Consider the following 25,650-nt stretch of genomic DNA (forward strand, 5'->3'; position numbering starts at 1 on the left):
GCGCACGGTCGGTCGGACCTGCTCCCGTCGCGGGCCGAGATGCGCGAGGCTGGGTCGTGACCGGGAGGTGCACGGGTGACACCGGGGCAGGCGGACCCGGCGCTGGACGCCGACCTCACCGAGCGTGCTGTCGCGCTCGCGGCGACGTGGCGTGACGCCGCAGCCCGAGCACGGGATGGCGACCAGGCGCGGACGGCGGCCAGGTTGTCGGCGCTGCTCGAGGATCGAGCCGGCTTCGAGGTCGCCACGGGCTTCCTCGACCGCGTCACCCGGACCGACGACGATGGTGTCGCTGCGGATCAGCTCGCCGCGCTCGTGGCGGCGTCGGGGACCCCGCGGTTCCTGGCGCCGGTGGATCGGGTGCTGCTCGGCATCGGTGGCCGCCTCGCCCCCCTCGCGCCCGCGGTCGCCATGCCGCTCGCCCGGGCCCGGCTCCGGCAGCTGGTCGGCCACCTCGTCGTCGACGCCGCCGACCGGGCGCTCACCGAGCGCTTGGAGGCGGCCCGACGGGCTGATCAGCGGCTGAACCTGAACCTCCTCGGCGAGGCGGTCCTCGGGGAACGCGAGGCGCGGAGCCGGCTCGAGCGCACCATCGCGCTCGTCACCCGCGCCGACGTCGACCACGTCTCGGTCAAGATCAGCGGCATCGCCGCCCAGCTGCACCCGTGGGCCTTCGAGGACGAGGTCGACCGCATCGTCCGGCGGCTGCGCCGGCTCTACCTCGCCGCGGCGGCCACCGACCCTCCGACCTTCGTCAACCTCGACCTCGAGGAGCACCGCGACCTCGACCTCACCGTCGCGGCGTTCACCCGCCTGCTCGACGAACCCGACCTGCAGCAGCTCGAGGCCGGCATCGTGCTGCAGGCCTACCTGCCGGAGAGCGTCGGCGCGCTCCACGGCCTGATCACCTGGGCCGTCGACCGACGCGGGCGAGGCGGCGCAGGTATCGGCATCCGCCTCGTCAAGGGCGCCAACCTCGCGATGGAGCACGTCGAGGCCGAGCTCGACGGGTGGCCGCCGGCGCCCTACCCGACCAAGGCCGACACCGACGCCAACTACAAGCGGCTGGTCGACATCGCGCTCGACCCCGCGGTGACGCCGGCCGTCCGCGTCGGCATCGCGAGCCACAACCTCTTCGACGTCGCGTGGGCGCTGCTCCTGGCCCGCCGTCGTGGGGTCGCTGACCGGGTGCAGGTCGAGATGCTGCAGGGCATGGCACCCGGCGAGGCCGCGGCGGTCGCGGCGGTCGCCGGTGGCCTGCGCCTGTACACCCCGATCGTCGCGCGCGACGACTTCGACGTCGCCATCTCGTACCTGTTCCGACGGCTCGAGGAGACCTCCGCACCGGACAACTTCCTGCGTTCGTTGCCCCGGCTGGCGTCGGACCCGAGCGTCTTCGAACGCGAAGCCGAGCGCTTCCGCACCGCGGTCGCCCGCCGTCACGACGTCACCGACCAGCCATCGCGGCGTCAGGACCGCCGTGACGAACAGCCGCGGGTGCTCGACGGGTTCGTCAACGAACCCGACACCGACCCGTCCTTGCCGGCGAACCGGGCGTGGGCCGCCGAGCTGCTGGATACGCCGCCGGATCCGCTCGTGCACACCCCACCCCGGGACGCGTGGGACGTCGAGGACGCCATCACCCACGCCGTGGCCGCAGGGCCAGCGTGGCGTCGCCGCGGCGACGAGCGGCGTGACGTGCTGCACGCCGTCGCCGCGGAGCTCGCACGGCAGCGGGGCGAGCTGGTGCGGGCGATGGTCCACGAGGCGGGGAAGACCATCGCCGAGGCCGACCCCGAGGTGTCCGAGGCGGTCGACTTCGCGCGGTACTACGCCGAACGCGTCCCCGAACTGACCGCGACCGCCGGTCTCGAACACCGCCCGCGGGGGGTCGTGCTGGTCGCGCCGCCGTGGAACTTCCCGGTCGCGATCCCCGCCGGCGGGGTGCTCGCTTCGCTCGCCGCCGGGAACACCGTGATCCTCAAGCCCGCCCCCGAGACCCGTCGGTGCGCCGAGCTGGTCGCGCAGGCCTGCTGGACGGCCGGTGTGCCAGAGGACGTGCTGCGGTTCGTCCCCTGTGACGACGACGACCTCGGGCGGGCGCTCGTCTCCGATCCGCGACTCGGTGCCATCGTCCTGACGGGCGCGTTCGAGACCGCAGCGATGTTCCGGAGCTGGAACCCGCAGGTGCCGCTCTTCGCCGAGACCAGCGGCAAGAACGCGCTCGTGATCACGCCGGCGGCCGACCTCGACCTGGCGGTCGCCGACCTCGTTCGGTCGGCCTTCGGGCACGCCGGCCAGAAGTGCTCCGCCGCGAGCCTGGCCATCTGTGTCGGGAGCGTCGCCGACGACCCCCGGTTCACCGGTCAGCTCGTCGATGCGGTCGAGAGCCTCGCGGTCGGGGCGGCGGACGCCATCGCGGCGACCGTCGGGCCGGTCATCGCCCCGCCGACCGGCAAGCTGCTGCGGGCGCTGACACAGCTGGAGCCGGGGGAGCGGTGGCTGGTCGAGCCCGAGCTGCTCGATGCCGGCCCGGAGCTCGAGGGTCGGGTGTGGGCGCCGGGGGTGCGGGTCGGTGTGCGACCCGGCTCCTGGACGCACACCACCGAGTGGTTCGGGCCCGTCCTCGGCGTCATGGCGGTCGAGGATCTCGACGAGGCCATCGCGGTCCAGAACACGACCGGGTACGGGCTGACCGGCGGCATCCACTCGCTCGACGATCGTGAGGTCGAGCGCTGGCTCGCCCGCGTGCAGGTCGGCAACGCCTACGTCAACCGCCACACCACCGGCGCGATCGTCCAGCGCCAGCCCTTCGGTGGGTGGAAACGGTCATCGGTCGGGCCGGGCGCCAAGGCCGGGGGTCCCCACTACGTCGCGCAGCTCGGCACGTGGGCTGAGGCCGGGCTCCCGGAGGAGGTGGACGAGCTCCCGCCCGACCTCACCGAGCGGCTCCGCGCGATCACGTCCGACCTCGACCCCGAGGACCGCGCCTGGCTGATCGCGGCGATCCGGTCCGACGAGCGGGCCTGGCGCACGCGGTACGGCGTCGAGCACGACCCCTCCGGTTTGGAGGCCGAGGCCAACGTGCTCCGGTACCGCCCCCGGCGGCTGATCGTGGTCCGTGCCGGTGCCGGTGCGTCCGTCCGGGACCTCGCGCGGGTCCTGCTCGCGGCCCGTCGGGTGGGGACACCGGCGCAGCTCAGCAGCGCGAGCCCGCACCCGCGCGCCGACGTGGCGGACGAGGCGATCGTCGAACCCGCCGCGGAGCTCGTCGCGCGCGTCGCCGATGTCGAGGGTGTCCGGATCCGCAGCGTCGGTGAGCTCGATCCCGTGCTCGACCAGGCATCCGTGGAGCTGCGCATCGACCTCATCGCCGACCCGGTGCTCGCCCACGGGCAGGTCGAGCTCCACCACCACGTACTCGAGCAGGCGGTCAGCCGGACCCTCCACCGCTACGGCGTGATCCACGGCAGCCGCTGAGGTGTCCGCCTGCCGGTGCCGCGTTCAGTGACGCGCGAGCCGTTCGGCGAGCGACCGGCCCGTCGGTGGGCGGCCCGTCGCGGCAGCGCGAGCGTCCACGCGGGCGAGCCCGTGCTGGACCACGCGGGCGCCGAGCCAGCGCAGGGGCTCGGGCTCCCAACGGCGCGGTCGGTGGCCCACCATCGGCAGCTCGGCGTGGGCGGTGTGGCCGTCGACGATCAGGTCGGTCAGGACGCGGCCGGCGAGGTTGGTGGCCGCCACCCCCTGCCCCGTGTAGCCAGCCGCAGCGCCGATGCTGGTGCGGGGGTCGAAGGTGAAGCTCGCCAACCAGTCGCGCGGCATCGCGAGGGGGCCGCCCCACCTCGCGGCGAACCGGACCCCGTGCAGCGGGGGGAACCAGGTCGAGAGCAGCCGTTGGAGCTCGGCGTGGGTCGGATCGTGTGCGTCGTGCTCCGGCGCGACCCCGGAGCCGAAGTGGTAGGGGGCACCGCGCCCCCCGAACAGGATCCTGCCGTCCACCGTGCGGGAGAGGTAGTCCACCGTGAGCCGGTGGGACGACAGGCCCTCGTGCTGCGACCAGCCGATGGCGTCCCACGTCGCGGCATCGAGCGGTTCGGTCAGCACCACCAGCGAGTACAGCGGCAGCACGTCGCGGGCGTGCCCCGGCAGCTGCGGCAACCACGCTTCGCAGGCGAGCACCACCGCGTCGGCGACGATCGACCCACGCTCGGTCTCGACGCGTGGCCCCGACGCGGTGGTCCGCGGCAGGACCTCGGTGACCCGTGTCCCCTCGACGATGGTGCCGCCGGCTGCCTCGATACGCCGTGCCAGACCGCGGACGAGCTTGCCCGGGTGCACCACCGCCCCGTGGGGATCGAACAGCGCACCATGCGCGTCGGCGACGCGGACCCGGGTCGCCAGCTCCTCCGCGTCCAACAGGTGCAGGTCGGCGGCCAACCCGAGCTCGCGCAACGCGTCGTGACCCTGCCGCATCGGTGCGACCTCGTGGCTGCCGCGGGCGATCCGCAGGATGCCGCCGCGTCGCAGGTCCACGTCCAGACCCTCGGCCCGGCAGACGTCGGCGATCTCGGTGACGGTGGCACGCATCGTCGCCAGCGTGGCGCGAGCCGTCGCCGGCGAGGTGCGGCGGGCCAGCTCGACGGGGGTGACGCCGACCCCGGGTGACAGCCACGCGCCGTTGCGCCCCGACGCACCGAACCCGACCGTCTCGGCCTCGACCACCAGCACCCGGAGCGACGGGTCGCGGGCGAGCAGGTACCACGCGGTCCACAGCCCGCTGAGCCCCCCGCCGACGATCGCCACGTCGACCTGGGTGCTGCCGTCGAGCGGCGCGCGAGGAGTCAGGTCGTCACCGCTGTCCTGCAGCCACCAGTGGACCTCGACCGGGGTGTCGATCACGTCCGGTCCGCCTCCCCGTCGTGTAGCTCGAGCGCGAGCCCGAAATCGAGCAGGTGCTCACCGGAGCGGGGATCACGCCCGGTCAGGTCCCGGATGCGGTCGAGGCGGTAGGCGAGGGTGTGGCGGTGCACGCACAGCTCCTCGGCGGCGGGCCCGGGTCGACACCCGTGGGCGAGGTAGGCACGGAGGCTGTCGAGCAGCGGGGTCTCGTCCGGCCCCTCCTGCACCAGCACCGGTCCGAGGATGCCCGCGACGAAATCGCTGGTGCCGAGGTCGTCGCGCATCCCCGCGAGCAGGCCCGGCAGACCGAGCTGGTCGACGTCGCGGACCGCCTCTGGCACGTCCAACGCCAGCGCGACCCTGGCCTCGCGGAGGGCGGCCGCGAGCGCCTCGAGGTCCCGCTTCGCGCGGCTCCGGCCGACGCGCACCCCGGTCCAACCGCGCGCCACCGCGGCGGCTGCCACCGCGTCGGCCGCACCGGCGTCGTCCGGGACGATCGCCAGGACGGTGCCGTTGAGCCGGCCGACGAGCGGGCGCCCGGACGACCGGACGGCGTCCTCGACGACCGAGCACAGGTGCGCCGACGTGGCCCCCGTCGGACACGCGACCGCGAGCACCCGGTAGCCGGCGCGGACGTCGACCCCGAGGCGGTCGATGGCTCGCACGGTCGAGGCGCTCGTCGCGCGACCCGAGTGGACCTCCTCGAGCAGCTCGTCGACGCGGGTGCGGTTGGCCTCGCGCACCGACCGGTTGCGCGCGAGCTCGAGCGAGACCCCCGCGATGCCCTGCTCGAACAGCAGCTCCTCGTGCTCGACCAGCGGGTGTCGGCTCACCGCCACGACGACCGCCTCGATCTCGTCACCGAGCCGGACCGGACGCGAGATCACGAGGTGGTCGTCGAGCTCGACCACCGTCCGTGACCCGTCGACGACCGCCGTCACCCAGAGCTTCTCCACGCCGAGGTCGGCGACCGTCCCGTCCGGGTCGTGACGGCCGAGCTCGCGGCCCGAGTAGTCGAAGGCGACGAGGGAAGCCGCCGGCATCGCCGGTCCGACGGTCGCGAGCACACCGTCGATGCCCTGCTCGGCGACGACCGCGGCCAGCACCTGGCGGTGGAGCGCGACGGCGCTGCGGAGCGTCGCGTCGTGCTCGGCGAAGGTGTGGTGCGAGACCCGACGCGTCACGGCGATGAAGGGCACCTCGTAGGGGACGGTGAACAGCGGGAGCGCGTGCTCGTCGCAGGCGTCCGCCATCGCGGTGGGCACCGCGTCGAGGACGACGCCGATGCCGAAGCCGACCCCGACCACGCCGCGCCGGTCGAGCGCCGCCACGAGCCGCCGCTGCAGCTCCGGGTCGTCCTTGACCCCGAGGCCGGTGGTGAGCAGCACCTCGCCACCCTCGAGCCACGGGGTGGGGTCCGGAGCATCGGCGATGTGGGCCCACCGCACCGGACCGCGCTCGGTCACGCCGGCGTGACCCGCCACGACCTCCAGACCGAGACCGGGATCGTCGAGTAGCTCGGGGAGCCACAGTGGCACGGGACCCCTGACGATGGGCGGAGGACGATCGTAACGCTGCGCACCGCCGCGAGACCGTGGGTCCACCGCTCCGGTCACCACGGGTCCGCCCGCCCGGCCGAGGGCCGGATGACCACCAGCTTCTCGTCGGTGAGCGCACGGACCGTCGACGCCGGCCCCTCGCGGGTCGTCCCGGGGTGGTCGACGCCGCCGTAGGGGGCGTGGTCGACACGGAACGTCGGGGACTCGTTGATGAGCACACCGCCCGCCCGGACCGCGCCGATCCACCGGCCGGCGAGCGCGAGGTCGCGGGTGAAGACCCCGATGTGGATCAGCGGCGGCCCCGCGTCGACCGCAGCGATCGCCTCATCGGTCGACCCGAACGTGCGGATGGCGATCACGGGGCCGAACACCTCGTCGGTCCACAGCGGCGCGTCGAGCGGGACGTCGGTGACGAGCGTCGGTTCGACCACGGCGCCGCTGCCGCCGCCTCCGACCAGCAGGCGACCACCGGCGTCGACGGTACGGGCCACCCACGAGCGGATGCGGTCGCCGGCCGTCGCGTCGATCACGCAGGACAGGTCGCTGCCCGGTTCGAGCGGTCCACCGACGCGGAGCGCCGCGACCCGCTCGGTCAGGCGCTGCGTGACGTCCTCGGCGATCGTCTCGTGGAACAGCAGCCGCTGGACCGACACGCACGACTGGCCGGCGTGGGTGAAGCCCCCCGCGACCGCAGCGGCGACGACCTCGACCAGGTCCGCGTCCGCCTCAACGACCAGCGGTGCCGCGGATCCGAGCTCGAGGAGCACCTCGGCGTGAGCCGCGTCGCGGGACAGGATGGCGCCGACGGCCGCCGAGCCGGTGAAGCTGACCGCGGCCACCCCCGGGTGGCGGGCCAGCACGCCACCGACCTCGGGGCCGCCCCCGGTCAGGACCGCCAGCCAACCCGGTGGGAGCCCGGCCTCCACGAACCGCTCGGCGAGCGCGACCGCCGACAGGGGTGTGCGCTCGGCGGGCTTGCACACGACCGGGCAGCCGGCGGCGATGGCCGGACCGAGCTTGTGGGCGGTCAGGTTGAGCGGGAAGTTGAAGGGGGTGATGGCCGCGACGACGCCGATGGGCTCGCGGCGGACGAAGCCGATGGCGCCGACGCCAACGGGGTGGGCGTCGAGCGGCACCGTCCGATCGTGGAGCGTGCGCGCCTCGACGGCGCTGAAGCGCAGGGTCTGGACGCACCGCTGCACCTCGGCACGGGCTGCGAGCATCGGCTTGGCCGCCTCGAGCGCGATCAGACCGGCGAGGTGCTCGGCGTCACGGAGCACCAGGTCGGCCGTGCGGTCCAGGATGGCCGCCCGCTCGTGCAGCGGCAGCGGCGTGCGCAGGACCCGGTGACCGGCGGCGACCGCGCGGTCCACGTCCTCGGGATCGGCGATGGCCTGGTCGCTGAGGTGGGCCCCGGTCCACGGCTCGTGCACCGCGAGGGTGCGGTCCCGGTGCTCGACGACGCCGTCGATCAGCAGACCCGTGCGGGCCGGCACGTCCACCACGCTCGCTCCTCGCGACGGCCCGATGTCGAACCACCGGTCCGGCGACGGACGCTACGAGGGGGACGCCGGTGGTGTCTGTCGACAGATGCACCGGAACCGCGCGGGCCGGTTGGACGAGTGGCCGAGCACGACCGCCGTGCTCCAGGTGGCCAACGCGCGTTCCGCGGGACGCGCCACGTGTCCGACGACACGGGTACCACGCCGGTCGTAGGGTCGCCGGACGTCAGCGGCTGGGAGGCTACGAGGGTGCGCGAGACCAAGAACCTGATCGGCGGAGAGCTCCGGGAGTCGGCCTCCGGCGAGACGATGGACCTGACCGACCCGTCCACCGGGAAGGTCTTCGCGACCGCTCCCCGGTCGGGGGAGCAGGACGTCGACGCGGCCTGTCGCGCCGCTGCCGACGCGTTCCCCGGCTGGCGGGACGCGACCCCGTCGCAGCGGAGCCTGGCCCTCCTGCGTATCGCGGACGCGATCGAGTCCCGTGGCGAGGAGCTCATCCGGCTCGAGTCCGAGAACACCGGCAAGCCCTTCCAGCTGACGATGGACGAGGAGCTGCCACCCGCCGTCGATCAGATCCGGTTCTTCGCGGGTGCCGCTCGGATCCTCGAGGGTCGGTCGGCTGGCGAGTACATGCCCGGTCACACCTCCTACGTGCGCCGCGAACCCATCGGGGTCTGTGCCCAGGTCACGCCCTGGAACTACCCGATGATGATGGCCGTCTGGAAGTTCGCTCCGGCGCTCGCTGCCGGTAACACCGTCGTCCTCAAGCCCTCCGACACCACCCCGCTGTCGACGGTCTGGATGGCCGAGCTGATGCAGGAGTTCCTGCCACCGGGCGTGCTCAACGTGGTCTGCGGTGACCGTGACACCGGCCGCGCACTCGTGGCCCACGAGGTGCCGCAGATGGTCTCGGTCACCGGTTCGATCCGCGCAGGCATGGAGGTCGCTGAGTCCGCCGCGCGGGATCTGAAGATCACCCACCTCGAGCTCGGGGGCAAGGCGCCGGTGCTCGTGTTCGACGACGCCGACGTCGAAGCCGCGGCCGCCGGCATCGCCGGGGCCGGCTACTTCAACGCCGGCCAGGACTGCACGGCCGCATCACGGGTGCTGGCCGCTCCCGGCATCCACGACGACCTCGTCGCCGCGCTCGCCGAGCAGGCGGCTGGGACCCGGACCGGGCCGCCGGACGACGACGAGCCCGACTACGGCCCGCTCAACAACGCCGACCAGCACGCTCGCGTGTCCGGGTTCCTCGAGCGCGTTCCCGACCACGCCGAGGTGGCGGCAGGTGGCTCGCCGCTGGCGCGGGACGGCTTCTTCTTCGCCCCCACCGTCGTCTCCGGGCTGCGGCAGGACGACGAGATGAGCCAGACCGAGATCTTCGGTCCCGTCGTCACCGTGCAACGGATCGACGACGAGCAGGCCGCGCTCCGGGCGGCCAACAGCGTCAAGTACGGCCTCGCGTCCAGCGTGTGGACCCGGGACCACGGCCGCGCGATGCGCGTGGCGAAGGCGCTCGATTTCGGCGCGGTGTGGATCAACACCCACATCCCGATCGTCGCCGAGATGCCGCACGGTGGGTTCAAGCACTCGGGACACGGCAAGGACCTCTCGGCCTACAGCCTCGAGGACTACACGCGCATCAAGCACGTGATGAGCGACATCACCGTCTGATCCAGGGACGCAAGCAGCCGCGGACGGTCCGGACCGCGACACATCGACCGGGAGGAACCAGCGATGGGCGAGGCCAAGTTGGGCGACGGCAACCTGTGGTTGCACTTCACCCGGACCGACGACTGGCTCGGGCAGACCCCGACCGTGCCGGTGCTCGATCGTGGTGAGGGTTGCTACGTCTGGGACACGACGGGCAAGCGCTACCTCGACGGCCTGTCGGCGCTGTTCTGCCTCCAGGTCGGGTACGGCCGCGAGGAGATGGTCGAGGCCGCAGCGACCCAGATGCGCCAGCTGCCGTTCTCGACCAACTGGTCCTACGCGAACCAGCCGTCGATCGATCTGGCGCACGAGCTCGCGGCCCGGTTCCCCGGTGACCTCGACCACCTCTTCTTCGTCAACTCGGGCTCGGAGGCGGTCGAGTCGGCCGTCAAGCTCGCCCAGCAGTACCACCACCTCAACGGGCAGCCGTCGCGGGTCAAGGTCATCAGCCGCAACTACGCCTACCACGGCACGACCCTCGGAGCGCTCGGGGTCACCGGCCTCGCGGGCTTGCGCGAACCGTTCGAGCCGCTGCGACCCGTCCACCTCTACGCCCCGAACACCAACGCCTACCGGCCGCAGCACGACGACCCGGCGCAGGCCATCGAGGACCTGATCCTCGAAGCCGGCCCGGAGAACGTGTCGCTGGTGATCGCCGAACCGGTCCAGAACGCCGGCGGCTGCTTCACACCACCGGACGACTACTGGCCACGGGTCCGCGAGATCTGCGACCGTCACGGCGTGCTGCTCGCGTGCGACGAGGTCATCACCGGCTTCGGGCGCCTCGGGACCTGGACGGGGTCGGAGAAGTACGGGATCGTCCCCGACATCCTGACCTTCGCCAAGGGCGTCACCTCGGCCTACGCGCCGCTCGGTGGGATCGCCTTCCGCGACCACATCGCCGACGCGCTGGCCTCGGAGAAGACCACGATGTTCGTCCACGGCGCGACGTGGGGTGGCCACCCGGTGTCCTGCGCCGTCGCGCTCGCCAACCTCGGCGTCTTCGAGTCCGAGGACCTCCTGGCCAACGTGCAGGCCAACGAGGGGTGGTTCGGCGACCAGCTCCGGGAGCTCTACGCCCGCCACGAGATCGTCGGCGACGTCCGCGGCACGGGCTACTTCTGGGCGCTCGAGCTCGTCAAGGACCGCGAGCACAAGGTGATGTTCGACGACGCGGAGTCCGAGAGCCTGCTGCGCGGGTTCCTGTCGGCACGCATGCTCGAACTCGGCCTGATCCTGCGGGCCGACGATCGTGACGAGCCGGTGATCCAGCTGTCGCCGCCGCTGATCGCCGACCGTGCCGTGCTCGGCGAGCTGATCGACATCGTCGACCAGGTCCTCGCCGAGGCCGAGAAGCGGATGGTGTCGCGGTGACGGGCGCACGTGGTGCCCGCCGCATCGGGCTGCCGGCCGAGATCAAGGACCACGAGGAGCGCGTGGCGCTGACCCCGTCGGCGGTGGCTGCCGCGATCGAGCGGGGTCACCAGGTCCTGGTCCAGGCCGGGTCGGGATCCGGCGCCGGCTTCAGCGACGCCGACTACGAGGACGCCGGTGGGGAGCTCGTCGCTGACGCCGCCGACGTGTGGGCCGCCGACGTGGTCGTCAAGGTCAAGGAACCGCAAGCCTCCGAACACGCCCACTTCCGCGACGGGCTGACGCTGTTCACCTACCTGCACCTGGCGGCCGAACCCGACCTGACCGCGGCGCTGGTCGAGTCGGGTGTCGACGCCTACGCCTACGAGACGCTGACCGAGCGCGGTCTGCTGCCCCTCCTGGCGCCGATGTCCGAGATCGCCGGTCGCGCCGCCGCCATCGTCGGTGCGAGCCAGCTGTCGGCCGCGCACGGCGGGTCGGGGACGCTGCTCGGTGGTGCCGCAGGCGTGCCCCCCGCCAAGGTGGTGGTCATCGGTCTCGGGGTCGCCGGCACGATGGCGGCCCGGGGAGCCCGTGGGCTGGACGCCCACGTGACCGGCATCGACATCGACCTGCAGCGGCTGTACGAGACCCACCTCGACGGGACCGTGGACGCCACGCAGATCAGCGAGACCGCCCTGGTCGCCGCCCACGTCCGCGAGGCGGACCTGGTCATCGGCGCGGCGCTCGTGCCCGGTGCCCGCGCCCCGGTGGTCGTGACCGAGGAGATGGTCGCCGCGATGCGCCCTGGCGCGGTCGTGATCGACCTCGCCATCGACCAGGGGGGATGCATCGAGACCGCCCGGCCGACGACCTTGTCGGACCCGACCTACACCCTCCACGGGGTCCTGCACTACTGCGTCACCAACGTCCCTGGCCAGTTCCCCCGCACGGCATCGGCCGCCCTGTCCGCTGCCGTGGCCCCACGGCTCCTGCAACTGCTCGACGACCCGACCAGCCCACGGCTCGAGGGGGCCGCCAACGTCCTCGGTGGGAAGCTGGTCCACCCGGCGGTCGCCGCCACGTTCCCCGACCTGCCGAGCGGCGACGCGCCGACGCCGGCTGGAGGCTGACCGAGGTGGCCGCCACCGCGTTCCTGCACCCCTTCACCCGCCCGTCGGCGGACGACTTCCTCACCATCGTGCGGGGTGCCGGCGCCACGGTCTGGGACTCGGAGGGCCGCGACTACGTCGATGGCATGGCGTCGCTGTGGTACTGCAACGTCGGTCACGGCCGTGATGAGATCGTCGATGCCGTCGCCGGTCAGATGCGGCAGCTGGCGGCGTACCACACCTTCGAACGCTTCACGAACGAACCGACCGAGCGGCTCTGCGAGCGGATCGCCGCGATCGCGCCGTTCGAGGACGCGCGCGTCTTCCTGACCTCCTCCGGGTCCGAAGCGGTGGAGACGGCGGTCAAGCTCGCCCGTCTCACCGCCAAGCTCGCCGGCGACGGGGATCGGACGGTCATCATCAGCCGCCGACCGAGCTACCACGGGGTCGCCTACGCGGGGACGACCCTGACGGGCCTGCCGCTCAACCAGGCCGGCTTCGGTCCGCTCCTGCCGGACATCCTGCAGGTGCCCCGCGGGGACCTCGGAGCCGCCCAGGCCGCTTTCGAGGCGAACCCGGGCCGGGTCGCCGCCGTGATCGCCGAGCCGGTCGTCGGCGCCGGTGGCGTGTACCCGCCCGAACCGGGGGAGCTGCAGCGGCTCCGGCAGCTGTGCGACGAGCACGGGGCCCTGCTCGTGTTCGACGAGGTCATCACCGGGTTCGGCCGTCTCGGGACGTGGTGGGGGGCCGACCGTTACGGGGTCCAGCCCGACCTCGTGACCTTCGCCAAGGCGGTCACCTCGGGCTACCAGCCGCTCGGGGGTGTCCTGGTCTCGCCCCGGGTGCTCGCCCCGTTCGCCGGGCACCCGGACGCCGTGCTGCGGACCGGTCACACCTACTCCGGCCACCCCGCGGCGTCAGCGGCGGCGCTCGCCAACCTCGACATCGTCGAACGTGAGGAGCTGTTGGCACGCGCGACCGCGGTCGGGGCGAGGCTCGGCGACGGCCTCGCCGCGCAGGTCGACGGGGACCGCATCGTCGAGGTCCGGGGTGACGGCGCCGTCCGGGCGATCGGGCTCGGTGACCACGTCGACGCTCCGACCGTCCGGGACCTCATGCTGACCGCTGGGGTGATCGCGCGGCCGATCGGTGCGTCGACGTTGGCCTTCTCCCCGCCGCTGGTGATCACCGACGAGCAGGTCGACCGCATCCTCGAGTGCGTGGCCGTGGCCGTCGACGAGGTCGCGGGCGACCGCCGGCCGCAGCCGGTTCAACCGTGACCGGTCCGTCCCCCGTCGCGACCGCCCGTCGTCTCACCCTGTGGCAGGACGGTGCGGTGCCGCGCCGCCCCGCGCTGGCCGGTCGGCGGACCGCAGACGTCGTGGTCGTGGGGGCCGGGTTCACGGGCCTGTGGACCGCGCTCGCGTTGACCGAACGTGATCCGTCGCTCGAGGTCGTGGTCCTCGAGGCGGAGGAGGTCGCCCACGGTGCCAGCGGTCGCAACGGCGGCTTCGTCGACCCGTCCCTGACCCACGGCATCGACAACGGTCGGATGCACTTCCCCGACGAGCTCGACGAGCTGACGCGGCTCGGACGCGAGAACCTCGACGCGCTGACCGTCGACGTGGAACGGTTCGGCATCGACTGCGACCTGCGCCAGGTCGGGATGCTGGACGTCGCCACGGCACCGTGGCAGCTCGAGGGTGTGGCGGACAGCGCCGAGGTCTACCGATCGGCGGGCGAGGACGCGAGCGTGCTCGACGCCGCCGAGGTGCGCGCCCTCGTCGACTCGCCGACCTACCTCGGTGCCCTCCACCGACGTGGCGCCGGTGCGACCGTCGACCCCGGGGCGTTGGCCCGAGGTCTGGCCGCCGAGCTCGACCGCCGCGGTGTGCCGCTCCACGAATCCTCCCCGGTCACGACCCTCGACCGGGACGGCACCGGTGTTCGCGTCGAGACACCGACCGGCCGCATCCACGCCGATCACGTGGTGCTGGCGACCAACGCCTACAGCCACCGGGTCCTGCGGCGCACGGCGCGGCACTTCGTGCCCGTCCACGACTACGTGCTCGTCACCGCGCCGCTCCGCGACGATCAGCTCGCCCGGATCGGGTGGCGGGGTCGCGAGGGTGTGGCCGACGCGGGCAACCAGTTCCACTACTACCGCCTCACCCCGGACGACCGGATCCTGTGGGGCGGGTACGACGCGATCTACCGCTACGGCAACGGCGTCGACCGCCGCGACGATCACCGCCGAGCGACCTACGACCTGCTCGCGCGTCACTTCCGCGCCACGTTCCCGCAGCTCGACGACGTGAGGTTCGAACGGTGGTGGGGCGGGCCCATCGCGACCACCACCCGGTTCACCGCGGTGTTCGGTGACGCGCTCGACGGCCGCGTCCGGTACGCCCTCGGGTACACGGGTCTCGGGGTGGCGGCCACCAGGTTCGCGGGGCGTGTGTTGACCGATCGGATCCTCGATCCGTCGTCACCGTTGCTCGAGCTGCGGTTCACCTCGACCTCGCCGTTCCCCTTCCCGCCCGAGCCCCTGCGTTGGGCGGGTGTGACCGTGACCAGGCGCGCCATCGCTCGTGCCGACCGGCGCGACGGACGCCGTGGCCCGTGGCTGCGCGCGCTCGATGCGGTCGGTATCGGCTTCGGTTCGTGAGACCGAGGAGGAACACGTGACCGACACCGGACTCACGACCGGCCAACGCGCCGACGCGTCGTCGGACGGGACGGCGACGTCCGCCGTCACGCTGCAGGGGGTCACCAAACGGTTCCCCGGAGCCAAGGGCGCCGACCCGGTCGTCGCGGTGGACGGTGTCGACCTCGAGATCCGTGACGGTGAGTTCTTCTCGCTGCTGGGTCCGTCGGGCTGCGGGAAGACGACCACGCTGCGCATGATCGCGGGCTTCGAGTACCCGACGGCGGGCAGCGTCCAGATCTTCGGCGAGGAGGTCGGTCTCGAGCCGCCCAACCGGCGACCCGTGAACACCGTGTTCCAGTCCTACGCCCTGTTCCCGCACATGACGGTCGAGGAGAACGTCGGCTTCGGGCTGCAGATGAAGAAGGTCGACCGGGACGAAGCAGCGCGCCGCGTCGCCGACGTCATCGATCTCGTGCAGCTCCAGGGGCGGGAGTCCCGCAAGCCCAAGCAGCTGTCCGGTGGGCAGCAGCAACGGGTAGCGCTGGCCCGCGCGCTGGTCAACCACCCCAAGGTGTTGCTGCTCGACGAACCGCTCGGTGCGCTCGACCTCAAGCTCCGCCAAGCGATGCAGGTCGAGCTCAAGCAGCTCCAGGAACGTGTCGGCATCACCTTCGTCTACGTGACCCACGACCAGGAGGAGGCGCTGACCATGTCCGACCGCATCGCGGTCATGGACGGCGGCAAGCTGCTGCAGGTCGGCGGGCCCGGAGCGATCTACGACCGACCTCGGACCCGGTTCGTCGCCGACTTCATCGGGGACACCAACCTCCTGCGTGCCACCGCCGAGGACCCCGGCTCCGCCCGGCTGCCCGACGGGACCGCCATCCGGCTCGAGCACCACGCGGCGCCCGGCAGCGACCTGATGGTGGCGATCCGCCCCGAGCACGTGGGCCTGCGGGCGACCGATGCCGACCGTGACCTGACGCTCGATGCCATCGATGGGGAGGTCGCCCTCGTGACCTTCCTCGGCAACGCCACCCTCTACGAGGTCGTCGGCGACCGTGGCGACCCGCCGACCCGCGTGCGGATCCGCCAGGGCAACGCCCCGGGGGTCCAGCACTTCGGCGTCGGCGACCGGGTGCGGGTGCGCTGGGCGCCGTCCAGCGCCACCGTGCTCGAGGACTGAGGGGCTGCCGTTGTCCACCACCGTGCCCCCACCCGAGGTCGATCCCGACCTCGCCGACCCGGCCCCGCCGCCCGGGCCCGGGCTCGAGCGCGCGGCCGAGAAGGCCGAGTCGCGCCGCGGGTTCCTCGTGGGGCTGCCGAGCTACGCCTACCTGATCCTGTTCTTCGCCCTGCCGCTGCTGATCGTCGTCATCTACTCGTTCGCGACCCGATCGATCCGCGGACGCACGGTGCTCGGGGGGTGGAACCTCGACTCCTACGGTCGGCTCCTCGACGACCTCGTGCTCGACATCGCGTGGCGTTCGCTGTGGATCGCGGTCCTGACCACCGTCGTCTGCCTCGTGGTCTCCTACCCCTTCGCGTACTACCTGGCGACGCGACCGGCCAGGATCCGGGGTGTGCTGCTGGTCCTGGTCATGATCCCGTTCTGGTCCAACCTGCTGGTACGCACCTACGCGTGGCGTTTCCTGCTCTCCAGCGACGGCCCGTTCACCAGCTTCCTGGTCGCGATCGGCTTCGAGGACGCGCAGCTGCTGTTCACCCCGACGGCCGTGATGATCGGGCTCGTCTACGGCTACCTGCCGTTCATGATCCTGCCCCTGTACGCCACGATCGAGCGGCTCGACCACTCGCTGGTCGAGGCCGCGCGGGATCTGTACGCGACCGGCTGGCAGGCCTTCTGGAAGGTCACCTGGCCGCTCACCCGGCCGGGGGTCATCGCCGGCTCGATCCTGGTGTTCATCCCCTCGTTCGGTGCGTACGTGACGCCGGAGATCCTCGGTGGCCGGGGATCGACGATGCTCGGCAGCTACATCGCACGGCAGTTCATCGGGACGGCGAGCGACTGGCCGTTCGGATCCGCGCTGTCGGTCACCATCCTGCTGGTGATGATGGTCGCGGCGACGGCGTACTTCCGCAGCGGTGGGAAGAACCTGTGACCGATCCCCGCGGAGGACGACCGTGAGCGCTCTGGAGATGCCGAGCTCCGGCACCGAGGAGGTCGCCGAGGACTCCCTGGCACGACCGCAACGGTCGGTCGACCGGCTGCTGGCCGGGAACGCCTGGCTCGTCTTCGCCTTCCTCTACCTGCCGATCCTCGTGCTCGCGGTGTACTCGTTCAACGACAACGATCGCGTCGGCGTGTGGGGTGGTGCCTCGACCCGCTGGTACGGCGAGATGTTCACCAACGCCCGCGTGATGGACGCGCTGTGGACCTCCATCACCGTGGCGGTGGTGTCGACGGTCATCGCGACCGTGCTCGGGACCGCGGCGGCGCTGTCGATGGAGCGCTACCGCTACCGCGGGCAGCGCACCTTCGACGGACTGCTGTACCTGCCCGTGATCATCCCCGACATCACCATGGCCGTGATGCTGCTGCTGTTCTTCGTCCAGGCGTTCGACCTGATCTTCGTCGCGACGGGCGTCCAGCTCAGCCGCGGGGTCGGGACCATCACCCTGGCGCACGTGGCGTTCAACATCTCCTTCGTCGCGCTCGTGGTCCGGGCCCGCCTGTCGGGACTGGATGGGGCGCTCGAGGAGGCCGCCGCGGACCTGTACGCGAGCCGCTGGCAGGCCTTCCGCCGGGTCACGCTGCCGCTGATCGCGCCCGGTGTCGCCGGGGGTGCGCTGCTGGCGCTGACGCTGTCGCTCGACGACGTGGTGATCGCCGAGTTCGTCAGCGGCGCCGGCTCGACCACGTTGCCGGTCTACGTCTTCGGCGCGCTGCGGCGCGGCGTGACACCGCTGATCAACGCGGTGTCGGTGCTGATGCTCGGAGGATCGATCCTGTTGGTGTTGCTGTCGTTGATGGTCTCGCGCCGTCGCGATCAGCAGTAGCCGCCTGCGATGCGCTGGGTGGTCCGGAAGACCGATACGACACGCGAAGGGAACGAAGATGAGGGTTCGTTGGGTAGCGGTGCTGACCGCGGGAGCGCTGGCACTGGCCGGTTGTGGCCGCGAGGTCGGCGCCGATGATGGTGGTGACGGCGCTGCAGCCACCGACGCCGCCGGCGCGGAGGATGGCGCCGATGACGGTGGCGCGGAACAGCCGCAGGCGGTCGAGTGCGAGGAGGGCGAGACCGACGGTGACCTGTTGTTCTACAACTGGTCCGACTACATGGACCCGGACCTGCTGACGGCCTTCGGTGAGGAGTTCGGCGTCACGGCGACCGAGGACAACTACACCTCGAACGAGGCCCTGCTCGCGCAGATCCGCGCCGGCGGCGCCGACTACGACGTGATCGTGCCCTCGGACTACATGGTGGCGATCATGATCGAGGAGGGGGTCCTGCTTCCGCTCGACAAGGACGCCGTCCCGAACGCTTCGAACGTGGACGAGGCCTTCGCCGAGCCGCCCTACGACCCGGACCTGACCTACACGCTGCCCTACCAGTGGGGCACCACCGGCATCGGTGTGGACCTCGAGGCCACGGGTCCCGACCCCGAAGCGACGTGGGGCTGGCTGTTCGACCCGGACATGGCGGGCGACCTGAGCATCTCGATGCTCGACGACCCCCGCGAGACCATCGGGGCGGCGTTGTACTACCTCGGCTACGACCCGAACACCCAGTCCGAGGAGGAGATCCAGGAGGCCGCGGATCTGGTGGCCGAAGCCGACTGGGTGACCACCTTCACCTCGGACCAGTACCCCGAGCTGCTGCTGACCGGTGAGACCGAGATCGGACACGGCTACAGCGGCAACATCCTCGACAACATCTACGGCGCCGACGACCCGGACCGCTACGCCTACCTGATCCCCGAGGAGGGCGCGACGATCTGGACCGACAACATGGCGATCCTGGGCAGCTCGCAGCACCCGTGCACGGCGCACGCGTTCATCAACTTCATCCTGGACGCCGAGAACGGTGCGCAGCTGACCAACTGGACCTTCTACGCCTCGCCGAACGCCGCCGCGACGGAGTTCATCGACGAGGAGGTCCTCGAGGATCCGGCCATCTACCCCGACGAGGACGTGCGCGAGAACCTGTACTTCCTCGAGAACACGGGCGAGTCCGAGATCCTCTACACCGACCTGTTCACCCGCGCCCAGGGCTGAACCGGCCACGTCGGCCGCCGCGAGCCTCCCCGCTCGCGGCGGCCGCCGCCACCCCCGACAGAACCGAGGTCACCGTGGATCGCACACGCCCCGAGCTGCTCGGCCACTGGATCGGCGGGAAGCCGGTCGCGGACGAGACGGCCCGTCGTGGCGACGTCTTCGACCCCGCACGCGGCGTGGTGGCCCGTCAGGTCGCGCTCGCGGACGCCGACACGGCGGGTCGTGCGGTCGCGGCGGCTCGCGACGCGTGGACCACGTGGGGGTCGAGCACCCTGACCCAGCGGACGACCGTGCTGTTCGCCTTCCGCGAGCTCGTGGCGGCAGCGCGCAGCGAACTCGCGGACCTGATCGTCGCCGAGCACGGCAAGGTCCACGCCGACGCCGTCGGCGAGGTCCAGCGCGGGCTGGAGGTCGTCGAGTTCGCCTGCGGGATCCCGCAGCTGCTCAAGGGCGGGTTCTCCGAGAACGTGTCCACCAACGTGGACTCGTACTCGCTGCGACAACCGCTCGGCGTCGTGGTCGGCGTGACCCCCTTCAACTTCCCGGCCATGGTCCCGATGTGGGTGTTCCCGGTCGCCATCGCGTGCGGGAACACCTTCGTGCTGAAGCCGAGCGAGAAGGACCCGTCGGTCGCGCTGCGCCTCGCCGAACTGTGGTCGGAGGCGGGCCTGCCGGACGGGGTCTTCAACGTGGTCAACGGCGACCGCGAGGCCGTCGACACCCTCCTGACCCACCCGGACGTCGCGGCGGTGAGCTTCGTCGGTTCGACGCCCGTCGCCCGGCACGTGCACCGCACGGCGACCGAACACGGCAAGCGGGTCCAGGCCCTCGGCGGGGCCAAGAACCACATGGTGGTGCTGCCCGATGCCGACCTCGACGTCGCGGCGGACGCCGCGGTGTCCGCCGGGTACGGGTCCGCGGGCGAACGGTGCATGGCCATCTCCGTGGTGGTCGCCGTCGGGGACGTCGGAGACCGGCTGGTCCCCGCGATCGCCGAACGCATCGCGGCGATCACCGTCGGGCCCGGCGATGACGCCAGCTCCGAGATGGGACCGCTGGTCACGCGTGAGCACCGCGACCGCGTCGCTGGCTACCTCGACACCGCCGGAGCCGAGGTGGTGGTCGACGGGCGCGAGATCGAGGTGGACGGCGCGGACGACGGGTTCTGGCTCGGCCCCTGCCTGCTCGACCGGGTGGAGCCCGACAGCGACGCCTACCGCGACGAGATCTTCGGACCCGTCCTGTCGGTGGTCCGCGTCGAGACGTTCGACGAGGCCATCAGGCTCGTCAACGCCAACCCGTACGGGAACGGTACCGCCGTGTTCACCTCGTCGGGGGGCGCCGCCCGACGGTTCCAGCACGAGATCGAGGTGGGGATGATCGGCGTCAACGTCCCGATCCCCGTGCCGATGGCGTACTACTCGTTCGGCGGGTGGAAGGACTCGCTGTTCGGGGACACCCACGTCCACGGCGCCGAGGGCGTGCACTTCTACACCCGGGGCAAGGTCGTGACGTCACGGTGGCCCGAGGATGGCCCGGTGGCGGGCGTCGACGGTGGGGTGGCGCTGCAGTTCCCGACCTCGTCCTGAGGTCGGTACGGCGACGGAGAGCGAGGCGTCCGTGAGCGACGACCGGGCGATGTGGATCGACAACCAACGGGTGGCCGCACCGGACGTGGGCTGGATCGACAGCCGCGATCCCGCGACCGAGGAGGTCATCGGTCGCGTCCCGGCGGGGGGTGCCGCCGAGGTCGACCGTGCCGTGGCCGCCGCGAGGACCGCAGCGGACGGGTGGAGGTACACCGCCGCCAACGACCGCGCGGAGCTGCTCCACGAGGCCTACGCGCGGTCGATGGCCCACCACGAGGACCTCGTCGAGCTGCTCACCCGCGAGCAGGGCAAGCCCCGCCCCGAGCAGGAAGAGGAGGCCGAGTGGGCGCTCACCTCCCTGCGCTACTACGCCGAGCTCGGACGCAACGGTGTCGGACGCGTCGTCCCGTCCGCGGAACCGCGCACCCAGCTCAACCTCGTCCTCAAGGAGCCCTACGGGGTCGTCGGCGCCATCGTGCCGTGGAACTACCCGTTGCTCCTGCTCGGGTGGAAGCTCGCGCCCGCACTGGCGGCGGGCAACACCGTCGTCATCAAGCCCTCCGAGCTGACGTCGCTGGTCACCCTCGAGTGGATCGAGCGGTGCTTCGACCACCTCCCGCCGGGGGTGGTCAACGTCGTCACCGGGTACGGCGTTGACGCTGGCGAGGCGCTGGTCGCCACCCCGACGTCCGGGTGATCGCGATGACCGGGTCGGTCGCGACCGGTCAGCGGATCGCGTCGGTCGCCGCACCGATGATGAAGCACCTCCACCTCGAGCTCGGAGGGAAGGACGCCTTCGTGGTCGCGCCGGACGCCGACCTCGACAGCGCGGTCGACGCCTTGGCCTACGCCGCTCTGCTGAACGCCGGCCAGGTGTGCACGTCGTCGGAGCGGATCTTCGTCCCCGCGGCGATGCGCGACGACTTCGCCGAGGCGCTGACGGCGAAGGTCGAGGGGCTGCAGGTCGGTCACGGCCTGGACGCTGGCACCGACCTCGGTCCGATGGCGGACGACCGCTTCCGCGACAAGGTCGACGCGCACGTGCGCGACGCGGTCGACCGGGGCGCACGGGTGCTGACCGGCGGGAAGCGCGCCGATCGGTCCGGCTGGTTCTACGAACCGACCGTGCTCGTCGACGTCTTGGACGACATGGTCATCATGACCGAGGAGACCTTCGGCCCGACCATCCCGCTGGCGACCTACGACCGGTTCGAGGCGGTCATCGACCGGGTGAACGCCTCCGAGATGGGCCTCGGCGCGACGCTCCGCTCTTCGGACCCGCTGCTCATCAAGCGCTTCTACGAGGGCGTGAAGGCCGGGACGGTGTGGATCAACGATCCGCTGACCGACAACTACGCCGGCCCCTTCGGCGGCATGAAGATGACCGGTGGCGGCCGCGAGCTCGGTCCTGAGGGCCTCGAGACCTTCCTCGAGACCAAGCACGTGCACTGGGACTTCGACCAGGCCGGCAAGGACTGGTGGTTCCCGTACGGAGCGAGGGACGAGGTCCCCGAGGAGGACGCGTGACCGAGGCTGACCTGCCGGACCTGCCGACGCCAGACGACGGTCCGCTGCCGGACCCGTTCACCGACACCGTGGAGTCCTTCGGGGCGCGCGGCACGTTCTGCGGCGTCCCGACCCGCCGCGTCGACGAGGTCACCAGCGGCGAGGTCGTCATCATCGGCGCCCCGTTCGACTGGGGCGCGTCACACCGACCCGGCGCCCGGTTCGGTCCGAAGGCCATCCGCGAGGCCGACTACCTTCCGCCCGACGGCAGCCGTCCACACCTGACCGCCGGTGTCGATCCGCTCGTCGACCTGCCGGTCGTCGATGCTGGCGACGCCGCGATCGTCGGCGGGTACATCGCCCCGTCGCTGGCCAGCATCGAGCGCTACGTCCACGGCGTCGCGGCTCGCGGCGGTGTCCCGATCGTGCTCGGCGGTGACCACACCATCACCTTCCCGGACGCGTCCGGGGTGGCTCGTCACCACGGGTTCGGCCGGGTCGCGCTCATCCACTTCGACGCGCACGCCGACACCGGCGAGGACCAGTGGGGTCAGCTCCACGGGCACGGGACGCCGATGCGCCGGCTCATCGAGTCCGGGGCCATCCCGGGGTTCCGGTTCGTGCAGATCGGCCTGCGGGGGTACTGGCCGCCGCCCGAGACCGTCGCCTGGATGCGCGAGCAGCGGATGCGCAGCTACTTCATGGAGGAGATCGTCGAACGGGGACTGACGACGGTCGTGGACGAGGCGGTCGCCCACGCCTCCGGCCGGGGACCGGACGGTGAGGACCCCGCCGTCGGGGTGTTCATCTCGGTCGATGTCGACGTCGTCGATCCGGGGATGGCCCCGGGCACCGGCACGCCCGAACCCGGAGGGCTCACCTCGCGGCAGCTCCTCGACACGGTCCGGCGCCTCGGTCGCGAGCTCGAGGTCCTCGGCGCCGACGTGGTCGAGGTCGCGCCGCACTACGACCAGCCGATGGACATCACCGCGGCGCTCGGCAACCGGATCGTGCTCGAGCTGACCACGGGGATGACCGAACGACGTCGGTCGTCGGCCGGGGGGACCGCGTGACCGCCGACCTGCTCGTCGTCCTCGACGACCCCGCTCACGGCAGCATCTGGACCGGCACCGGGCGCCCCACCGACGCGGTCGCTGTCGCGGACGGACGCATCGTCGCGCTCGGGTTCGAGGCTCGGGAACGGCGCGGCCCGCGTACCGAGGTGGTCGAGGTGAGCGACGGGTCGTTGCTACCCGCCTTCCGCGATGGGCACGCGCACCCGCTCAACGGGGGAGCGGAGTCGCTCGACTGCGACCTGGTCGACAGCCCCGACGTCGACGAGGTGCTTCGCCGTCTGGCGGCGTTCGTCGCAGCGGATGGCGCGGGTGGTGGCGCGACGAGCGGCGTAGACGCGTGGGTGCTCGGGTGGGGGTACCCGCCCGAGGTCCTGCCGGGCGGCGTCGGTCGCGCGTCGACGTTGGACGCCGTCGTCGGTGACCGGCCGGTCGCCCTGTGGTCCTCGGACCACCACATGGTCTGGTGCAACTCCCGTGCGCTGGCCGTCGCCGGCATCACGGCGGCCACCGACGATCCACCGCGCGGGACCATCGTGCGGGACGCGGACGGCACCCCGGTCGGGACCCTGCTCGAGGAGGCCGAGCACCTGCTCGAAGCGCACATCCCGCCGCGCGGGATCGACAAGGAAGCCCGGGGGCTGCGCGTCGGGCTCGACCGGATGACCTCGGCCGGCATCGTGTGGGCCCAGGACGCCTGGATCACCCTCCCGCTGTTGCCCGCGTTCTCACGGGTCGCCGACGCCGGCGACCTCACCGTCGATCTCGACCTCGCGCCGAAGGTCGAGGTGGACGGGTGGCGCGACCAGGTCGAGGCGTTCGTCGAGGCGCGTCGCGAGGTCGCCGACGCGACCGTGCGTCGGACCGCGAACGGGGTCCCCGGCGGTCGGCTCTCGCTCACCACCGTCAAGCTCTTCGTCGACGGGGTCATCGAGGGCGGCACCGGCGCGCTGCTCGAGCCGTACTGCGCCCTCGCCCACGACGCCGGCAGCGGCGGGGGACACGGGATCGCCAACTGGGAACCGGGTGAGCTGGCCGAGGCCTGCGCGGCCTTCGACGCCGCCGGTTTCCAGCTGCACCTGCACGCCATCGGTGACCGGGCGGTGCGTGACGCCCTCGACGCGTTCGGACACGTCGCTGAGGTGAACGGTGACCGCGACCGGCGTCCCGTCACCGCCCACACCCATCTGGTCCACCCCGACGACCGCGCTCGCTTCCGCTCCCTCGGTGCCGTCGCGAACTTCGAACCGCTCTGGGCGCAACCGAACGAGATCATGGTCGACCTGACCGAACCGCGGCTCGGCGCGGAGCGTGCGGGCTGGCAGTACCCCATCGGATCGCTGCTCCGCAGCGGGGCCCACGTCTCGTTCGGCAGCGACTGGCCGGTGTCGTCGCTCGTCCCGCTCGAGGGCATCGGCGTGGCCGTCACGCGCCGGGTCCCGGGCGAGACCGACGGGCAGGTGCTGCACCCCTCCGAACGCATCACACGGGACGAGGCCCTCGGGGCCTACACCGCCGGTGTCGCCTACCAGGCCGGGGACGAGCACGAGGCGGGGATCATCGCGGTCGGATCGCGCGCCGACCTCGTGCTGACGGGGGCGGACGTCACCCGGGTCCCCGACGACGTGCTCGGCCAGATCCCCGTGCGCCGCACGTGGAGGTCGGGCTCGACGGTGAGTGGCGACTGACCGGCGTCGTCGCGCGTCCCACACGGCCGGTCGGTTCGTCCCGGGCGCTCGCCCCTCCCTAGGCTCTCGGCCGACCGCGCCCACCCGCGCGGCAGCGATCAGCGGACCATCCCGGTACCCGGGGTGTCGGGAGGAACCAGCGTGAGCGAGATCGTCACCGAGGTCGGCAAGGTCGGCATCGTCGGCTGCGGCACGATGGGCTCGGGTATCGCCGAGATCGTCGCCCGCCACGGGCTGCCGGTCGTGTTCGTCGAGCTCGACGACGGTTCCGTCGAACGCGGCAACGCCCGCATCGCCGGTTCGCTCGACCGCCACGTCGCCCGCGGCAAGCTCGAGGAGACCGAGCGCGACGCCATCGCCGGTCGCATCTCCGGCTCGACGGACTGGAGCACGCTCAGCGACTGCGATCTGATCATCGAGGCCGTGCCGGAGGTCCTGAGCATCAAGCAGGACACCTTCCGTCGCATCGACGAGGTCGCCCGCGAGGACGCCATCCTCGCCACCAACACCTCCTCGCTGCCGGTGATGGACATCGCCGTGGTCAGCCGCCGACCGAACCGCGTCCTCGGGTTCCACTTCTTCAACCCCGCACCGGTCATGAAGCTCATCGAACTGGTGCGGACCGTCGTCACCGACGAGCACGTGGTCGAGACCGCCCGCGGCTTCGCCGAGTCGATCGGCAAGTCGCCCGTCGTCGTCGGTGACCGGCGCGGGTTCATCGCGAACCAGCTGCTGTTCCCCTACCTCAACCAGGCCGTGTGGA

General features: G+C 72.1%; 17 protein-coding genes and 1 pseudogene. 15 read left to right on the top strand and 3 right to left on the bottom strand.

Annotation, left to right across the window (positions count from 1 at the left end; genetic code table 11):
• Positions 1-75: 75 nt before the first annotated feature.
• Entirely contained in the window at positions 76-3,480 is a 3,405-nt protein-coding gene (locus WEB03_RS00620; RefSeq protein WP_368069035.1) for a proline dehydrogenase family protein, read from the top strand.
• 24 nt (positions 3,481-3,504) lie between these two features.
• Here WEB03_RS00620 and WEB03_RS00625 read toward each other — a convergent pair whose 3' ends face one another.
• From WEB03_RS00625 to WEB03_RS00635, 3 genes are all read right to left on the bottom strand, one after another.
• The gene (locus WEB03_RS00625) at positions 3,505-4,899 is read right to left on the bottom strand and encodes an NAD(P)/FAD-dependent oxidoreductase (protein ID WP_368069036.1); all 1,395 of its coding nucleotides are present in this window, start codon (positions 4,897-4,899) and stop codon (positions 3,505-3,507) included.
• Positions 4,896-6,437 carry a PucR family transcriptional regulator gene (locus WEB03_RS00630; RefSeq protein WP_368069037.1) on the bottom strand — a complete coding sequence of 514 codons (1,542 nt, stop codon included), beginning with the start codon at positions 6,435-6,437 and terminating at the stop codon, positions 4,896-4,898. The genes WEB03_RS00625 and WEB03_RS00630 overlap by 4 nt, the downstream gene beginning before the upstream one ends.
• Positions 6,438-6,511: 74 nt before the next feature.
• Entirely contained in the window at positions 6,512-7,963 is a 1,452-nt protein-coding gene (locus WEB03_RS00635) for an aldehyde dehydrogenase family protein (protein WP_368069038.1), read from the bottom strand.
• A 264-nt stretch (positions 7,964-8,227) separates the two neighbouring features.
• Between WEB03_RS00635 and WEB03_RS00640 the strand changes: the two genes are divergently transcribed.
• The 14 genes and pseudogenes from WEB03_RS00640 to WEB03_RS00705 form a co-directional block, all read left to right on the top strand.
• Complete coding sequence (locus tag WEB03_RS00640) at positions 8,228-9,637, top strand: aminobutyraldehyde dehydrogenase (RefSeq protein ID WP_368069052.1); 1,410 nt, start codon at positions 8,228-8,230, stop codon at positions 9,635-9,637.
• 63 nt (positions 9,638-9,700) lie between these two features.
• Positions 9,701-11,050 carry an aspartate aminotransferase family protein gene (locus WEB03_RS00645; protein WP_368069039.1) on the top strand — a complete coding sequence of 450 codons (1,350 nt, stop codon included), beginning with the start codon at positions 9,701-9,703 and terminating at the stop codon, positions 11,048-11,050.
• The gene (gene ald, locus WEB03_RS00650) at positions 11,047-12,162 is read left to right on the top strand and encodes an alanine dehydrogenase (RefSeq protein ID WP_368069040.1); all 1,116 of its coding nucleotides are present in this window, start codon (positions 11,047-11,049) and stop codon (positions 12,160-12,162) included. Before WEB03_RS00645 ends, ald begins: the two co-directional genes overlap by 4 nt.
• Positions 12,163-12,167: 5 nt before the next feature.
• On the top strand, positions 12,168-13,421 hold the full coding sequence (locus WEB03_RS00655) for an aspartate aminotransferase family protein (protein ID WP_368069041.1): 1,254 nt from the start codon (positions 12,168-12,170) through the stop codon (positions 13,419-13,421).
• Entirely contained in the window at positions 13,418-14,809 is a 1,392-nt protein-coding gene (locus WEB03_RS00660; protein WP_368069042.1) for an NAD(P)/FAD-dependent oxidoreductase, read from the top strand. Before WEB03_RS00655 ends, WEB03_RS00660 begins: the two co-directional genes overlap by 4 nt.
• Positions 14,810-14,900: 91 nt before the next feature.
• On the top strand, positions 14,901-15,977 hold the full coding sequence (locus tag WEB03_RS00665; protein WP_368069053.1) for an ABC transporter ATP-binding protein: 1,077 nt from the start codon (positions 14,901-14,903) through the stop codon (positions 15,975-15,977).
• Positions 15,978-15,987: 10 nt separating this feature from the next.
• Entirely contained in the window at positions 15,988-16,914 is a 927-nt protein-coding gene (locus WEB03_RS00670) for an ABC transporter permease (RefSeq protein WP_368069043.1), read from the top strand.
• Positions 16,915-16,936: 22 nt separating this feature from the next.
• Complete coding sequence (locus WEB03_RS00675) at positions 16,937-17,812, top strand: ABC transporter permease (RefSeq protein WP_368069044.1); 876 nt, start codon at positions 16,937-16,939, stop codon at positions 17,810-17,812.
• Between the two features lie 58 nt (positions 17,813-17,870).
• The gene (locus WEB03_RS00680) at positions 17,871-19,031 is read left to right on the top strand and encodes a spermidine/putrescine ABC transporter substrate-binding protein (protein ID WP_368069045.1); all 1,161 of its coding nucleotides are present in this window, start codon (positions 17,871-17,873) and stop codon (positions 19,029-19,031) included.
• Between the two features lie 74 nt (positions 19,032-19,105).
• The gene (locus tag WEB03_RS00685; protein ID WP_368069046.1) at positions 19,106-20,620 is read left to right on the top strand and encodes a CoA-acylating methylmalonate-semialdehyde dehydrogenase; all 1,515 of its coding nucleotides are present in this window, start codon (positions 19,106-19,108) and stop codon (positions 20,618-20,620) included.
• Between the two features lie 49 nt (positions 20,621-20,669).
• A pseudogene (locus tag WEB03_RS00690) lies at positions 20,670-22,147 on the top strand (aldehyde dehydrogenase).
• Positions 22,144-23,199 (top strand): agmatinase family protein, encoded by a 1,056-nt coding sequence (locus tag WEB03_RS00695; RefSeq protein WP_368069047.1) that lies wholly within the window; start codon positions 22,144-22,146, stop codon positions 23,197-23,199. The pseudogene WEB03_RS00690 and the gene WEB03_RS00695 overlap by 4 nt, the downstream one beginning before the upstream one ends.
• Positions 23,196-24,887, top strand: coding sequence for an amidohydrolase (locus WEB03_RS00700; RefSeq protein WP_368069048.1), 1,692 nt, complete (start codon positions 23,196-23,198; stop codon positions 24,885-24,887). The genes WEB03_RS00695 and WEB03_RS00700 overlap by 4 nt, the downstream gene beginning before the upstream one ends.
• 141 nt (positions 24,888-25,028) lie before the next feature.
• Positions 25,029-25,650: 3-hydroxyacyl-CoA dehydrogenase family protein (locus tag WEB03_RS00705; protein ID WP_368069049.1), on the top strand; the 622-nt coding region annotated here is incomplete at its 3' end.

Origin of the sequence: Nitriliruptor sp., assembly GCF_040882075.1 — a bacterium.
Classification (GTDB): domain Bacteria; phylum Actinomycetota; class Nitriliruptoria; order Nitriliruptorales; family Nitriliruptoraceae; genus Nitriliruptor.